This window comes from Tenacibaculum sp. Cn5-46, assembly GCF_022347705.1.
Taxonomy (GTDB): Bacteria; Bacteroidota; Bacteroidia; order Flavobacteriales; family Flavobacteriaceae; genus Polaribacter; species Polaribacter aiptasiae.
Genome location: NZ_JAKRGD010000001.1, coordinates 475,656 through 491,066, shown reverse-complemented (window position 1 = coordinate 491,066; position 15,411 = coordinate 475,656). Strand labels below are relative to the sequence as shown.

19 protein-coding genes and 1 tRNA gene are annotated in these 15,411 nt (G+C 28.7%); 10 read left to right on the top strand and 10 right to left on the bottom strand.

Annotated elements, in window-relative coordinates; genetic code table 11:
* Positions 1-32 precede the first annotated feature (32 nt).
* On the bottom strand, positions 33-974 hold the full coding sequence (locus MHN29_RS02220) for a calcium/sodium antiporter (RefSeq protein ID WP_235273227.1): 942 nt from the start codon (positions 972-974) through the stop codon (positions 33-35).
* Between the two features lie 946 nt (positions 975-1,920).
* On the opposite strand from MHN29_RS02220, the gene MHN29_RS02215 reads away from it, so the two are divergent.
* The 4 genes from MHN29_RS02215 to MHN29_RS02200 all read left to right on the top strand — a co-directional run bounded on the left by MHN29_RS02215 (position 1,921) and on the right by MHN29_RS02200 (position 3,605).
* Positions 1,921-2,073 carry an SsrA-binding protein gene (locus MHN29_RS02215; protein WP_235273229.1) on the top strand — a complete coding sequence of 51 codons (153 nt, stop codon included), beginning with the start codon at positions 1,921-1,923 and terminating at the stop codon, positions 2,071-2,073.
* A gap of 13 nt (positions 2,074-2,086) precedes the next feature.
* Positions 2,087-2,314, top strand: coding sequence for a putative signal transducing protein (locus MHN29_RS02210; RefSeq protein WP_235273230.1), 228 nt, complete (start codon positions 2,087-2,089; stop codon positions 2,312-2,314).
* Positions 2,315-2,392: 78 nt separating this feature from the next.
* Positions 2,393-2,466 (top strand) — tRNA-Arg (locus MHN29_RS02205).
* A gap of 296 nt (positions 2,467-2,762) precedes the next feature.
* Entirely contained in the window at positions 2,763-3,605 is an 843-nt protein-coding gene (locus MHN29_RS02200) for a YitT family protein (protein ID WP_235273231.1), read from the top strand.
* Between the two features lie 11 nt (positions 3,606-3,616).
* Here MHN29_RS02200 and MHN29_RS02195 read toward each other — a convergent pair whose 3' ends face one another.
* Positions 3,617-4,489, bottom strand: coding sequence for a helix-turn-helix domain-containing protein (locus MHN29_RS02195; RefSeq protein WP_235273232.1), 873 nt, complete (start codon positions 4,487-4,489; stop codon positions 3,617-3,619).
* Positions 4,490-4,576: 87 nt separating this feature from the next.
* Between MHN29_RS02195 and MHN29_RS02190 the strand changes: the two genes are divergently transcribed.
* The gene (locus tag MHN29_RS02190) at positions 4,577-4,927 is read left to right on the top strand and encodes a DUF983 domain-containing protein (protein ID WP_235273233.1); all 351 of its coding nucleotides are present in this window, start codon (positions 4,577-4,579) and stop codon (positions 4,925-4,927) included.
* Positions 4,928-5,136: 209 nt separating this feature from the next.
* Positions 5,137-5,634, top strand: coding sequence for an STM3941 family protein (locus tag MHN29_RS02185; RefSeq protein ID WP_235273234.1), 498 nt, complete (start codon positions 5,137-5,139; stop codon positions 5,632-5,634).
* 162 nt (positions 5,635-5,796) lie between these two features.
* Here MHN29_RS02185 and MHN29_RS02180 read toward each other — a convergent pair whose 3' ends face one another.
* Positions 5,797-6,174, bottom strand: coding sequence for a Fur family transcriptional regulator (locus MHN29_RS02180; RefSeq protein WP_150900423.1), 378 nt, complete (start codon positions 6,172-6,174; stop codon positions 5,797-5,799).
* A gap of 104 nt (positions 6,175-6,278) precedes the next feature.
* Here MHN29_RS02180 and MHN29_RS02175 point away from each other — a divergent pair, with 104 nt between their 5' ends.
* The 3 genes from MHN29_RS02175 to MHN29_RS02165 are packed head-to-tail and all read left to right on the top strand — an operon-like array spanning position 6,279 to position 9,810.
* Positions 6,279-6,992: an ABC transporter ATP-binding protein gene (locus MHN29_RS02175; RefSeq protein WP_235273235.1), complete on the top strand. Its 714-nt coding sequence runs from the start codon at positions 6,279-6,281 to the stop codon at positions 6,990-6,992.
* A gap of 1 nt (position 6,993) precedes the next feature.
* Positions 6,994-8,397 carry a DUF3526 domain-containing protein gene (locus MHN29_RS02170; protein ID WP_235273236.1) on the top strand — a complete coding sequence of 468 codons (1,404 nt, stop codon included), beginning with the start codon at positions 6,994-6,996 and terminating at the stop codon, positions 8,395-8,397.
* 3 nt (positions 8,398-8,400) lie between these two features.
* Complete coding sequence (locus tag MHN29_RS02165) at positions 8,401-9,810, top strand: DUF3526 domain-containing protein (protein WP_235273237.1); 1,410 nt, start codon at positions 8,401-8,403, stop codon at positions 9,808-9,810.
* A gap of 348 nt (positions 9,811-10,158) precedes the next feature.
* Here the strand turns inward: MHN29_RS02165 and MHN29_RS02160 are convergent, their stop codons facing one another.
* The 7 genes from MHN29_RS02160 to MHN29_RS02130 all read right to left on the bottom strand — a co-directional run bounded on the left by MHN29_RS02160 (position 10,159) and on the right by MHN29_RS02130 (position 14,532).
* On the bottom strand, positions 10,159-10,431 hold the full coding sequence (locus tag MHN29_RS02160; protein ID WP_150900427.1) for a hypothetical protein: 273 nt from the start codon (positions 10,429-10,431) through the stop codon (positions 10,159-10,161).
* 1 nt (position 10,432) lies between these two features.
* Positions 10,433-10,708, bottom strand: a complete 276-nt coding sequence (locus MHN29_RS02155; protein WP_150900428.1) for an ATP-dependent Clp protease adaptor ClpS — start codon at positions 10,706-10,708, stop codon at positions 10,433-10,435.
* A gap of 5 nt (positions 10,709-10,713) precedes the next feature.
* Positions 10,714-11,547 (bottom strand): 50S ribosomal protein L11 methyltransferase, encoded by an 834-nt coding sequence (gene prmA, locus MHN29_RS02150; RefSeq protein WP_235273238.1) that lies wholly within the window; start codon positions 11,545-11,547, stop codon positions 10,714-10,716.
* Positions 11,547-12,302 (bottom strand): triose-phosphate isomerase, encoded by a 756-nt coding sequence (gene tpiA / locus MHN29_RS02145; RefSeq protein WP_235273239.1) that lies wholly within the window; start codon positions 12,300-12,302, stop codon positions 11,547-11,549. Before tpiA ends, prmA begins: the two co-directional genes overlap by 1 nt.
* A 176-nt stretch (positions 12,303-12,478) precedes the next feature.
* Positions 12,479-12,967 (bottom strand): TlpA disulfide reductase family protein, encoded by a 489-nt coding sequence (locus MHN29_RS02140; RefSeq protein ID WP_235273240.1) that lies wholly within the window; start codon positions 12,965-12,967, stop codon positions 12,479-12,481.
* A 3-nt stretch (positions 12,968-12,970) separates the two neighbouring features.
* Complete coding sequence (locus MHN29_RS02135; protein ID WP_235273241.1) at positions 12,971-13,453, bottom strand: thioredoxin family protein; 483 nt, start codon at positions 13,451-13,453, stop codon at positions 12,971-12,973.
* 2 nt (positions 13,454-13,455) lie between these two features.
* Positions 13,456-14,532 (bottom strand): ABC transporter permease, encoded by a 1,077-nt coding sequence (locus tag MHN29_RS02130; protein ID WP_235273242.1) that lies wholly within the window; start codon positions 14,530-14,532, stop codon positions 13,456-13,458.
* Between the two features lie 63 nt (positions 14,533-14,595).
* Between MHN29_RS02130 and pyrF the strand changes: the two genes are divergently transcribed.
* Positions 14,596-15,408 carry an orotidine-5'-phosphate decarboxylase gene (gene pyrF, locus MHN29_RS02125; RefSeq protein ID WP_235273244.1) on the top strand — a complete coding sequence of 271 codons (813 nt, stop codon included), beginning with the start codon at positions 14,596-14,598 and terminating at the stop codon, positions 15,406-15,408.
* The last annotated feature ends 3 nt before the right edge of the window (positions 15,409-15,411 follow it).

Below are 15,411 nucleotides of genomic sequence, written 5' to 3'. Positions count from 1 at the left end.
ATAAAAAATCCCGCAAATGCGGGATTTTATTTTTATGCTAATGTTTGATATACAAAGAAAATATATGCTCCTAGTAAAATGATTCCGTCTTTCCAATTCAAACGTAATTTCTTTGGAAAAAATACCAATGGTAATACTATAAATGAAATAGCCAACATCCAATAGATATCATTATTTATTAAACTTAAAGCGTCTGGTTTAACTTCAACAGGAGTAATTATTGCCGTAATACCTAACACCGCCAAGATATTAAACACATTAGACCCTATTAAATTTCCTAATGAAATTGCTTTTTCCTTTTTTATAACTGCAATTATAGAAGCCGCTAACTCTGGCACACTTGTTCCTACTGAAACAACAGTTACCCCAATTACTGCATCACTAACTCCCATGTTCTTTGCTAAACTTACCGAACCATCTATTAAAAGTTCTGATCCACCCCATAATCCTAAACCTCCTATTACTAAGAATAGTGCTATTTTATATAATGGTAACTCTTCATCATCTTCTGGCATTTCATCTACTACCGCTGTCTTTTGAAAACGTAATAAGTAAATTAAAAATACAATTAGCATAGAGAATAAGATTATCCCTTCATATTGCTGAATTATATTATCAAAAGCTATAAAAAAATACAATAATACAGAAGCAATCATCATTACTGGCCAATCGGTTTTATAGAAACTTCTTTCAACTTCAATTGTTGATAAAATAACAGTAATTCCTAATACCAAACCTATATTTGCAATATTGGAACCTATTACATTTCCAACTGCCAACCCAGTAGCACCTTCTAAAGCTGATTTTACACTTACAATTAACTCTGGCGCTGACGTTGCAAAAGACACAACAGTCATACCAATAACTATTTTTGGTATGTTTAGTTTTAATGACAGACCTACTGCTGCTTTTAACAACCAATTTCCTCCAAGTACCAACAACAGTAATCCTAAGATTATATAAACTAAACTCATATATTTTTTTTTGCGAAGATAGCGCTTTGACTCGAAAATACACAAGCTCTAAATTCTCCTTGACAGCACTACTTTTTTTATACTTTTTTAAACCCTCAAAAAATCAAAACCTTAAAAACCCTCTCTTTTCGATCTACATTTTCCTTTACTTTTTTAAAACAAGAAAAAAAAGCCCTTTATTTTATTACATTTTAAAACAATAAACAAACTAAAACATTACAAATTAAAACAACAACAAAGAAAATAAAGTTACAACTTTAAACTAAAATAACTTTTTAAACTTTAATTTAAAATTCAATTTGATTATTTCTTTTTAAAAGCTTTGGTGCTATAGTTTCCTTTCTCATATATTCGAAAAACAATTAAGAAATCAACTAATTAAACTAACCAAAAAACACAGAAAAACTAATGATTGTTATCACTTTAAAACTAATTATTATTGCTATAAAAATTGTTACTCTGATTACTCATTTATTCTTTTAATCAAAACTTAAAACCACAATATTATTTTTAGGGAGTTTAAGTTCAGTAATAAAGAAGAAAAATTACAAACCGATTTTAAAGTATTTTATATAAACCATAAAAACTGCTAAAAACATGAAGAAAAAATAAAAACTTGTCTATGAAAAGATTTTAAATGCTATGAACATTTGTTATTGAAAAAGAAATTGATACTGTTATGAAAAGAAAAAGTTAATTAGCACTGGTTTACCCCACAAAATAGGGATTAATAGGATTATAAAACTATTGTGGGGATTACCAGTCTAACCCAAAAAGAACATTAGTAATTTATTTGAATATTTAACACCTATTAGGTGCATTACTAAAAATTGATAAAAAAGAAAAAGTAAAACAACTACCTAACAATTCCTAGGGAATGAATTGATTCATTCCCTAGAATAAAACTAATTTTTTTTCAGTATTTTTGATATACAATCAACTTACAATGAAAAAACTAGTATTTAAATTTTTAGCCAAACTTAACAAAGCTCTTTTACCTTCTTTTACTAAAAAAGAATTGGATATTTCTAAGGCTTCAAAATTTCAATTAGCAATTATTGGATGGCGCGCCTTTGTTACAATAAACTCGTTGGATTAAAATTTTTATTATTATGAAAGAACATATAAAGGTTTACACAGGAACTTCTATCTTAATTAACAGACTTGCATACTTACTTGACCAAGCCAAAATAGCAACTTTAATAAAAGACGATAAAGAATCTGGAAGACTTGCTGGTTTTGGAACTACTGGAGCTTCAAGCGATTTATTCATCTATAAATCTGATTTTGAGGATGCTCAAAAAATAATTCATGACTTTGACGAAGAAGTAAATTCATAGGTCAAATAAAAAATCAAAAAAAACTGTTTTTTTATTTTTTAGAATTAAAAAACATTCATATATTTGCACCCGCAAAACGGCCTCGTGGCGCAACTGAATAGCGCACTTGATTACGGCTCAAGAGGTTACAGGTTTGAATCCTGTCGAGGTCACAAAAAAGAGTATCTAAACTCTTAAAAAACCACATAAGTCTTATGATTTATGTGGTTTTCACGTTTTTAGAAGTTCATTTAATTTGATACAATTTGATTTCAAAAGTCAACAATTCGGTCAACAAAAAATAAAAGATCAACACTGTTAACCTAATTATAAAAACTCAAAACCATAATTGATTTGATTTTCGTCTTAGTAATTATTTAACTCAAAACGTCAATTATGAAATCTTCCAATACTTTTTCTATTTCTAACAGGTTATTATTTTAATTTTGTGGACTTATTTTGAAACAACATGAAAAAAGAAATCATTAACTATATTTTTATTATTCTTGGTTCTGCTTTGATGGCTTTCGGCGTTGTTGCTTTTTTAAGCCCCAATAATGTTGCTATGGGTGGAACTGGAGGGTTATCTATTATTTTAAATAAACTCTTTAACATTTCCATAGGTTTATTATTTGCCATAATAAATATTCCATTACTAATTATTAGCACTAGATATTTAGGCAAATACTTTGCAATAAAGAGCACTATTGCTATTATAATTATTAGTTTTTTTATTGATATTTTCACTCATTTCTTTAAAATACCTGCTTTAAGTCAAGAAACTTTATTAGCAACTTTATATGGTGGTATTTCAGTAGGAACTGGTATTGGATTAATATTTAAAGGAGGTGGATCTGCTGGTGGCGGTACTATCATTGCACGCATTATTACTACTAAAACTTCCCTAAAAACTGGAACAGTTATCCTTATTTTAGATTCATTTGTTGTGATGGCAACAGCCATAGTTTTTAATAGTATAGAACTTGCTTTATGGAGTATAATAAGCATTTATGTTACCACAAAAATGATTGATGTTGTATTAACTGGTAGACCAAATGGTAGAGTTGTACATATTACATCTAAAAAAGATGTACATCAATTAGGTAAATTAATTAATGACAAAATTGGAGTTAGCGGCACTATTTTTAAAGGAGATAACTTGAGTTTAACACAATCTAATTTTATGATAGTTGTTACTGTACCCGTTAACAGACTAAACTCGTTAAAACTAATAGTTAAAGATTATGACAACACTGCCAATATGATTGTTATGGATGCATCTCAAGTTTTAGGAACAAAATTTATTAACTAACAATATTGCTATTAGGTTTTAAAATACCTTTTTCTAAATGATGATGGGCTCTCCCCTGCCCTAAGTTTAAAAAACTTAGAAAAATGAGAGTAGTCATCAAAACCCAAATCATAAGCTATTTCAGATAACTGTTCGTCCGAATGAACCAAAAGCCTTTTTGCTTCTAAAACTACTTTACCATACAACATTTCTGTAATTGTTTTATCTAAAACCTCCTTAGCAACCCTGTTCAAATGCCTTACAGTTAGATGAAGTTTTTCAGCATAGAATGTAGCTTTTTTATGTTCTTTAAAATTTGAATCGATTAAGCTCTCTAATTTAGAAACTAGAATCAAATTATTAACCGATTGTTTAAGCTTTGGCTCACTATTTTCCTCAAAAAGCCTTAAAAAATCTATATAAATTAGATTTACCATACTTAACAAATATGCCCTTTTAAAAATTTGATTACTATAGTAAGCATCATTAATACTCATAAAAGCCTGACTAAAAAAATCTATTTTCCCTTCAGGTAAATCTATGAAGGATTCGTTTAAAGAATAAAACGGGAACTCATTTAAATTTAACTCACTCATGCTTAACATAAAAAATTCATGAGTATGAAAAAATATGTAACCCTTCACTAAAGAATTAAAACTCCAAAAATGAGATTGTCCTGGTTTTAAAAAAAACACACGACCTGGCTTTACATCATATGTAGTAAAATCTATTTCATGCTTTCCTTCTCCTTCTATAATTAACACACACAAATAAAAGTCATGTCTATGAGGAGTACTAAAATGATGTTCATTTTTCTTAAGATGCACTCCCAAATCGTTACTATAAAAGTAATTATCAACTTCTTCCGATAAGTTAAAATTCTCAATATTTAAAATAGAAATCACAACAAATGTCTTAATTATACAAATTTAAGCAACTTATATATAATAGCTAACAAGTTACACTTGTATAATTTTGCAAAAAAAACAATAATGAAATCAATCATTTCTTTAATCTCTAACAAATGCCCTAAGTGTAATAAGGGAAAAGTTTTTAAAAACTCTGTTTTAAATTTATTTAAAATTGGAAAAATGGAAGAAAGTTGTTCTCATTGTAATTTTATTTACGAGAAAGAACCTGGTTTTTTCTTTGGGGCAATGTATGTTAGTTATGGTTTAATTGTAGCAGAAAGCATAGCTATTTTTATAATTTCTAGGTTAATTTTAAACATCGATTGGTTTATCAGTTTTGGTTTAATTATTTTAATCTCACTAGCATTGATAGGCGTAAATTATAAATTATCCCGTTTAATTTGGATTTATATGTTTTCACCAAATAAATAAACCCTTCTTAATTCAACAACAGTCAACTACAAGTTCAAAAACATACTTAAACATTTCAACATCTTCCTTTTGCACTCCATATGTAATATACAATTATTTATTATATTTAAACAAAAATTGTAAACCTTAGCAAAACTATACAATTTAACAACTGTAAAACCTTATGAGTTTTTCAGTATCAAATTGTATAAAATATTATCAACTACATTATGGAAAATCAAACTAGAATCTTCAAACAAAACAAACTCAAAAGCATTATACTAATTATAATTTGTACAGCTTTTGTTATCATAGGAATTTCAATGTTAGAAAAACAATCTTTAGTAGCTTGGCTTCAAATTATGTTTTTTGGACTTGGAATAGTTGTCTTTTTTATTCAACTACTACCTAATTCTTCTTACTTAAAGTTAAACAATGAAGGCTTTGAAGTAAGAAGCCTTTATCGTAGTACTTTCACCAAATGGACAGATGTTACAAGTTTTAAATTAGGAAAACTACATAATAGTCGTATGATTCTATTTGATTACTCTGATCAACATAAAAAATGGAAGAATGTTAAAAAATTATCCAAATTAATAGCCAATAATGAAGGTGGAATTCAAACATCTTATAAAATTCCTTCAAGCGAACTCGTTGAAATACTAAACCAGTATAAACAACGTAGCGAAAAAAACCAACAACTTAAAACAGACAATCAAGAAATCTAAAAATAAAAAACCCATTCAAAAGAATTGAATGGGAAATTGCTATGAAAAAGAAGTCTTACAACGTCTTGTAAGACATATACAATATAGTATAAATAAATTTAAAATCAATTCTTTTTAAAAAGAATTATAAAATTTTCTACATCTTATATTTTTTATTGATTTTTAGAGACAATTACTACACTTACCAACCAACATAATTTCTGCTGAGTCTACTTGTTTATTTTCAACAGAAGGTATAACTACGTCTACAGGTAAACATTCAACATCACCACAGTCTTTACATTGAAAATGTGGATGCACGTCTAAATGATGATCTGCCGAACACCCTTGGCATTTAGCATACCATCTTAAACCATCTTTTCCTAAAAAAGAATGAATAATTCCATCTTGCTCTAATCTATCTAAAATCCTGTATACTGTAGTTTTATTCATTTTCTCTTTTAAAAGCTTCACCAAAGCTACTACAGAAACAGCTTTCTCTCTTTCTTCAAAAATACTTAAGACAAACTTTACCGATGCTGTTTTTCTAACTATACCCATAACTACAAATTTAACGCAATTAAGTTGCACTTACAAATCTTTTATTTAATTTTACAACTTAGTTGCATTAACACTTTTATTGAATTAACTTATCAAAATACATAATGATACTTACAAACAACTTAACCAAAAGCTATGGTGATTTCAAAGCTGTTCAAAATCTAAATCTTGAAGTAAAAGAAGGTGAAATTTTATGCCTTTTAGGAGCTAATGGAGCAGGTAAATCCACTACAATTAATATGTTATTAAATTTTATTCAGCCAACATCTGGTGAAGCAAAAATTAATGGATTAGACGTAACTCAAAACTCAATTAAAACCAAAAGCTTCCTTACTTATATTCCTGAAAATTTAATGCTTTATCCTACACTAACTGCTGTGGAAAATTTAGACTATTTTACTAAACTTTCTGGAAAAAACTTTGACACACAAGAACTAAAACTATACTTATCTGAAGCTGGACTACAAGAAGAAGCTCATGAAAAACATGTAAAAACTTTTTCTAAAGGAATGCGTCAAAAAGTTGGAATTGCTTTGGCAATAGCAAAAGAATCTAAAGTTCTTTTATTAGATGAACCTACTTCTGGTTTAGACCCAAAATCTAGCAATGAATTTATGGAGCTATTAACCAAAATGAAAAATGATGATGTAGCTATTTTAATGGCCACCCATGATTTATTTAGAGCTAAAGAAGTTAGTACACATATAGGCATAATGCGTTCTGGAATATTACAAAATTATTCAAACTCTTCTGAATTTTCTTTAAAAGAGTTAGAAACTATTTATCTAGATATTATGAACTTTAAAAATATGGATTAACATGAAACATATAATTTTTAAAGAACTTAAAGAACTATTAAGAGATGGACGTTTTAAAATTACTCTAGGTATTTCTTTTGTTTTACTAATTATCGCAACTATTACAAGTATTAATCAATACAATAAAAGTAATCAGCAATATGTAGAGTCTACCAACAAAGAACGTAGTATTTGGGAAAGCCAAGATGAAAAAAATCCGCATTCTGCCGCACACTATGGTACTTATGCTTTTAAACCTAAATTTGCTTTATCTCTATTTGATTATGGCGTAACTAAATATACAGGGAATTCTATTTTTTTAGAAGCTCATAATAGAAATGAAGCTTCTTTTAGCGAAGCAAGTGATCAAACTAGTTTAACTCGTTTTAGTACGTTATCCATCAACTTTGTTTTAATATACTTATTTCCTCTTATTATTATTCTAATTGGGTATAATTCTCATACTAAAGAAATTGAACATCAAACACTTTCTTTATTAAAAAGCCAAGGTATTCACCCTACAAAACTTGTTATAGGAAAATGGCTAGCCATATACATTCCTATTTTCATTTTAACTACTTGTGTATTCCTTATAATCGGTATAGTTTTATCAAACCTAGATAGCTTAAGTTTTTTTAGTTGGATTAGCCTACTTACTCTTTTTATTTCTTACTTGATATATTATTTAATTATCACCTCTATTACTTTACTTATTTCTATAAGAAGTAAATCTTCTGGGATTTCATTAGTTAGTTCTTTAGTTATCTGGATTCTATTTAGTTTTGTAACTCCTAAAATAGCTACAAACTTTGCCAATACCAATCATCCTTACCCTTCTAAATCGGAATTTAATGCTCGTATTAGTAATGACAGGAAAAATGGATTAGACGGTCACAATCCATGGAATAAAGCTGCTAAAGAACTAGAACAAAAAACCCTAAAAGAGTATGGAGTTGACAGCATAAGTCAATTACCTTTTAATTATGATGCCTACCGAATGCAAAAAGGTGAAGAGCATGAAGCTAAAATTTACGAAAAGCATTATAATATATTACACAATACTGCCAAGAGGCAAAATAGTGTTTATCAAAATCTATCATTCATTTCTCCATTTATTGCTTTGCGTTTTTTATCTATGGATATTACAAATACAAGCGATAATTTACACTGGAAATTCACCAAAGCTGCTGAAAAATATAGAATAGAAACTCAAAAGTTTTTAAACTATGATTTTAAAGACAATTCTAAAACTGGGGATTGGAGCTATAAAATGAAAGCTGAAACGTTTAAAAAACTTCCTAAATTCAACTTTACTCCACCTACACTATCATTAATATTAAAGGAAAACACAAAAAACATATTGTTTTTAGTTTTATGGTTAGTGCTTCCAATAATAGGATTAATTATCTATTCAAAAAAAATATAAATTATGTTTACTAATAATTTACGTTACGAGATAAAATTATTAAACAGAAGTAACTGGCTTATTTTACTTCTACTTAGTATTTCACTTTTATTTGCTTTTGCCACGTATAATGGGACAAAAAATGTAACTAAAAGAGAAAGCGACATTGCTAAAATGCAACAAGATTTACACAAAAAAGATAGCTTAATGCTACTTAACCTATCTAAAATTGAAAAAGGAGAAAAAGTAAGTCTTCCTCGTTGGCAACTGCCTTCAGAACCAATGACTATAGGATATCGTCACCCTCGTTTAGCTATAATGAAACCTAGTTCCTTTTCTTTTTTAGCTACCGGACAAAGTGATATGTACACACATTTTAAAAGCCCTAAGGCTTATGGAAATAACTTTGCCTTAGATTATTCAGACATGGTAAATCCTGTTCAATTATTACTAGGGAATTTTGATTTAGCATTTGTTATCATCTATATACTTCCTCTATTAATAATTGGTTTTTCTTTTAATGTTTTATCTAAAGAAAAAGAGTTAGGCACATTACAACTTTTAAATGCACAACCTATTTCTATTACTAGATGGTTATTACAAAAAATGGCTATTAGGTATGTTATCTTTACCTTAATCACTCTTATTGCCTTAATTACTACTATTACCATCTTCTCAACTAATACACTTAATAGTTTTACTAATTTAATCGAAGTACTTTTAATGATAGCTGGATATAACTTATTCTGGTTTATAATCGCTTATACTGTGAATATAAAAATCAATAACTCTTCTAAAAATGCTTTAACTCTTATTGGTATTTGGTTATTAATTGTTTTAGTACTACCCGCTACAATAAATCAAATAGGAAACTCGCTATTCCCTACTCCTTCTCGTTTAAAAATGATTAATGAGATTCGTCAAATAAAAAAGGAAAACGAGAAAAAGCAAGATAAAATTATGAGTGATTATTTACGAAGTCATCCAGAACTAGCAAAAGAAACTAATAAGGATAAATTTGGTTTTTGGCATAATTATTTTGCTTCTGAAAAAGTTATGGAAGAAAAAACAAAGCCTTTACTTGCTGAATATGATTCTCAATTACAAAAACAGCAAAACCTAGTAAATTCTTTTAAATTTTTCTCTCCTGCAATATTAATGCAACAATCATTAAACAGTATCGCAGGAACTTCTGAAAAACATTATAACGAATACAAGAAACAAGTTTTCGAATTCTCTAATGAATGGAGAAACTATCTAGTTCCAATGTTATTTAAAGAGCAAAAATTCACTTTAAAAGATTACGAAAACTTACCTAAGTTCACTTATAAAAATAATGTTTCAAATAATGTTTGGACTAATTTATTAATCACTTTTCTTTTAAGTGGGTTAATTTTCACTTTAACCTTAGTTAAAAGAAAAAAAGAACAATAGCATTTAGAAAAAAACGAATACAAAAAAACTCATCTTTTAGATGAGTTTTTCTTTTTTAAATCATTTCTACAATGAAAAAGACCTTGAATTTACATCCAAGGCCTTTCGTCTAACCAAACTTAGTATAAAAACTAACTACTACTATTATTTATATTGTTTCTTTTAGAGGAATCTTCTCCTTTCAACATAATTGTTTACTCGGAGAAGGTTTTAATTTAAGGGTTTATTCACTTTAAGGGTTAGCTCTCTAAAAGAGTTAATTACTTATTTACACTATTATGACACAGTTTTTTTTGAAGGGTCACATAAAAACAAAAAAAAACTCAAAAAAAGTTTTTTTGAGTTTTTTTAATATAAATATTTTCTAAGAACTACCCGATGTTCTGGCACAGACTTATCATAGTTTTTTATCAAACTTTCCAGTATTTCCGGAGGTTTAACACCTATATCTTTTTTTGAGTCGTATTTAGAAACATACAAATTGTAGGCTTCATTATTTTTTTCAAAAATTAAAAAATGTTGTTCATTTAATATTGAAAAACATATTTCATTTCCTGAAAAAGCTCCTGAATTATCTGTTATAAATTCTGAGAACTCATAATACCTAAAAACATTTTCCATACTAAACGATCTCCGCAGATAAACCTAATTGTAATAATTTAGAACATCTTGCTTCTAAATCTTTGTATTCTCCTGTTTTTACCGCGCATTTACCTTTGTAATGTACTAAAACAGCACACTGCTCTGCCTGTTCTAATGTATGTTCGCATACATCTACCAAACAGTCAATAACATGGTCAAAAGTATTTACATCATCATTATGCAAAATAATTTCGTGCTTTTTTGTTTCTTGAATTAAAACATCCAGCTCTTCCTGTATCTTTTCTATCGTACTCATTTGCTTTATTTTTGATATTGCAAAGCTACCCAATTATTTCTTTCTATGGTCTTTTTTAATGTTAAAGCGTACTTAGACACCTCAGCATCAATAATTGGAATATCTTCACTATAAAACCCGCTTAATAATAAAACTCCTTTTTCATTTAAGCAATCGGTGTATGTTTTCATGTCATTTAACAGGATATTACGATTAATATTTGCTATTATTAAATCGTACTTTTTTCCTTCTAAAAGCGATGCTTCACCTTCATAAACAGAAATATGTTTACACCCATTTCTTTCTGCATTTTCTAGAGAGTTTTCATAACACCAAGCATCAATATCTATTGCATCGATAGGTTTAGCTCCTTTCATTTCAGCAAAAATTGCTAAAATTCCAGTTCCGCATCCCATATCTAATGTTTTTTTATTCTCAACATCTAAATCTATTAAATGTTGCACCATCATATGTGTTGTTTCATGATGTCCAGTACCAAAACTCATTTTTGGTTCTATTACAATATCATATTGTAAATTAGGATTTTCATGAAAAGGCGCTCGTATACTCACCAAATCTTCTACCTGAATTGGATTAAAATTCTTTTCCCATTCTGCATTCCAATTGGTTTGCTCTATTTCTTTGTGATTATAATTTATTGTAAACTCTTCAGACTTTAAAATAAACACTTCCGATAATATATCTTCCTTCCATTCTTCCTTTTGAACGTAAGCAACTACTCCATTATCGTTTTCAACAAAGCTTTCAAAACCTATCATTCCTAACTCTGCTATTAAAATTTCAGTAGCTGGTTCTTTAGGTGTTACTTCAAATGTATATTCTATGTAAATATTATCCATTAGATTGCATTTACTATGGCTACAAAATCTTCAGGTTTCAATGAAGCTCCTCCTATTAAACCTCCATCTACATCTGGTTTTGAAAATATTTCTTTTGCATTTCCTGGCTTAACACTCCCTCCATATAAAATAGAAATATCGTTGGCCACCTCAGCTCCATAAGTTTTCTCCATGATCTCTCTAATGAAAGCATGCATTTCTTGCGCTTGCTCTGGTGATGCTGTTTCTCCTGTTCCAATAGCCCATACTGGCTCGTAAGCTAAAGTTATTTTAGAAAAACTTTCTTTTCCTAAGTGAAACAATCCTTCTTTTAATTGTGTTTCTACAACCTTGAAGTGATTTCCTGATTTTCTTTCTTCTAACTGTTCTCCAAAACAAAAAATAACTTCCAATTCATTTTCTAAAGCTGCATCTACTTTTTTAGCCAATAAATCGTTTGTTTCATTAAAGTATTCTCTACGCTCTGAATGTCCTAAGATTACAATATTAACTCCTAAGTTGGTTAACATATTTGCTGATACTTCTCCTGTAAAAGCACCACTGCTTGCTTGATGCATATTTTGTGCTGCTACTTCTATCTTAGATTTTCTCGTTCTTTTTATTGCAGTATTTAAATTCACAAAGCTAGGTGCTATTATTACTCTTGCTTCTGTTTCAGAATTCTTTACTTCTTTCTTAATCCCCTTGATTAGTTGTTTTGCTTCTTCAAGGTTTTTATTCATCTTCCAGTTACCTGCAACTATCTTTTGTCTCACTATTCTTCTTATTTATATTAAATATTATTTTTTAGAAATCTTTGTATCAACGTTATACTTTCAATACTAAAAACATTAATGATTTCTTTTTAAGCTGAAGATTGTTCTAACTTGTAAAAAATAGATTTTAAAAACTTTTTTAACAAGTTACTTAGCTATTAAACAGCTAAAATACATTATTTTTTTAAGCCCTCTATAATTAAATTATCTGTTGCTTTTGTAGCATTAAAAACTTCAATTCCCCCTGTTTCATTTATCAGCACATAACGAGGAATCCAACTCAAACCTAAAAAGTCTCCAAACTTTCCTTCCCAACCAGATTTCATATAGTAATGTTGTCCTTTTATTTCTAATCTCTCTATACTATTTCTCCATAATTTCAAGTCTCTATCTAATGATAAAAACAAATACACTACATCTGGATTCTCTCTTTGTAATTTTTTAACTTTTGGTAAATTCTCTAAACAATCTATACACCAAGAAGCCCAAACATCTATTAATATCTTTTTTCCTTTATTCTTAGTTAGAATTGTATCAAAAGTAACTTCTTCATTATTTAAAGTAATAAACACATCCTCTAATGCTTCTTTGGAGAATGTTGTTGGACTTTCCATTGTGCAACTAATCAATCCTACTAACAATAACAACATTACTTTTTTGACCATAAACTATTTAATTTTACTTTTAAGTCTTTCTGACAGACTTGATGTTTTATAGAGTATAATATTCCCTTTATTATCCAATACCATAAATCTAGGTATTGTTTTAAGTTTTAAAAACTGTCCTAATTTTCCTTTTCCTTTTTTAGGTATATAATAATGTTTTCCTTTTACCTTTATATTCTCAAGTCCTCTTTTCCAGTCGTGATAAGAATGATCTACTGACAAAAAAACATAATCAATTGATGGGTTTTCTTTTTGAAAAGCTATAACATCTTCAAAACTATCCTGACTTACCGGACAATAGGTAGCAAACACCTGTACAAACTGTTTTTCTGATGTATTCTTTTTTATAATTTCTTTTAAAGTTATACTATCTCTATTTACTGTAACTAATTTTTCTTCTAAAGCTTCCGTATTAAACTCTTTTGGCTGAAAAACTGCACAACTTCCTAAAATTGAAAAACCTATTATTAATAAAAAAAGTCTCATATTTAATTTAATCTAATCCTCGGATCTAACCAGCTATAAAGAACATCTACCAAAATATTGATGACTATAAATAAAGTTGCTACTACGAGTACCGCTCCCATTATTACTGGTAAATCAAGTGTATTTAATGAATTTACAATCTCTTTCCCTAATCCATTCCAGTTAAAAATATACTCTACAAAAACTGCTCCTGCTAACATCGAAGCAAACCAACCTGAAATTGCTGTTATTACAGGATTCAAAGAATTTTTCAAGGCATGCTTTTTTACAACTTGAACCATAGTTAACCCTTTTGCTTTTGCTGTTCGTATATAATCTTGACTTAATGTTTCAAGTAATGAATTTCTCATTAACTGTATTACTACTGCTAACGGACGTATTCCTAAAACTATTGCTGGTAATATTAAATTTTTTAATTGAATATAACTTCCTTCTCCAAAATCGTCTACTTCATACAAACTTCCTGTCATTTCTAAATTGGTATATTTATGTAATACAAATCCAAAAAACCAAGCAAATAAAATTGCTGAAAAAAACGAAGGTACACTCATTCCAAAAGTACTTATCACAGCTATAACTCTATCGAAAATAGAATCTTTATAAAGCGCTGAAATAACTCCTAAAAATATACCTAACACCAAAGCTATTACAATTGCCGACACTGCTAATATCGCTGTATTAGGCAAAGTTTCTGCTATAATCTCAGATACTTCTTTTTCGTTTTTCTGAAATGATTCTCTTAAATATGGATATTTTAAAACTATTGTTGATTCTCCAACAGAAAACAGTTTTTGAGCATTGTACTTTTTTTCTGCTAAATAAGTATAATCTTCTTTATTATTACTGTGAATTGAAAGTGGAGAAACATCATTTAAATAATAGAGGTACTGTGTAAATGCTGGCTTATCAAAACCATATTTTTTTCTAATATTGTTTAATTGCTCTGTATCCTCTCTTTGATCTAACATCATACGAGCTGGATCTCCAGGTAAAATATTAAACAGTAAAAATATTACTGTAACCACCCCAAAGAGCGTTAAAAAGCCGTAAAGTATTTTGTTTGTAATATATTGAAACATCTATAACAAAGATAACAGAAAGTGGCAAAAAAGTGTACTTTTGTACAACTTTTACAACAACTCATGACAACACAACAACTTGTATCTGAAATCAAACGAAAAAACTCGTTTTTATGCATTGGATTAGATGTAGATTTAGATAAAATTCCATCTCATTTATTAAAAGAAGAAGATCCTATTTTTGCCTTCAACAAAGCAATTATTGATGCAACACATCATTTATGTGTGGCTTACAAACCTAATACTGCTTTTTATGAAGCTTATGGTATTAAAGGCTGGAAAGCTTTAGAAAAAACCATACAATACATTAACGATAAGCATCCTGAAATTTTTACTATTGCCGATGCTAAACGTGGTGATATTGGAAATACTTCTACCATGTATGCGAAAGCCTTTTTTAATGATTTAGCTTTTGATAGCGTTACAGTAGCTCCTTATATGGGAAAAGATTCTGTTGAGCCTTTTTTAGCTTTTGAAGACAAACACACTATAATGCTAGCTTTAACTTCTAATCAGGGAGCTTTCGACTTTCAAACTAAAAACGTTGATGGTATTGAATTATATAAACAAGTTTTAGAAACTTCTAAATCTTGGAATAATGCTGAAAATTTAATGTATGTTGTTGGTGCTACTAAAGCAGAGTTTTTAGCAGACATCAGAACTATTATTCCTAATTCATTTTTATTAGTTCCTGGTGTTGGAGCACAAGGAGGAAATTTACAAGATGTTTGTAAATATGGTATGAATGAAACTGTTGGATTACTTATCAATTCTTCACGAGGTATTATTTATGCTTCTAATGAAAAAGATTTTGCTGAAGCTGCTGCTAAAAAAGCCCAAGAATTACAAACTCAAATGGAGGATATTTTAAACTAGTTT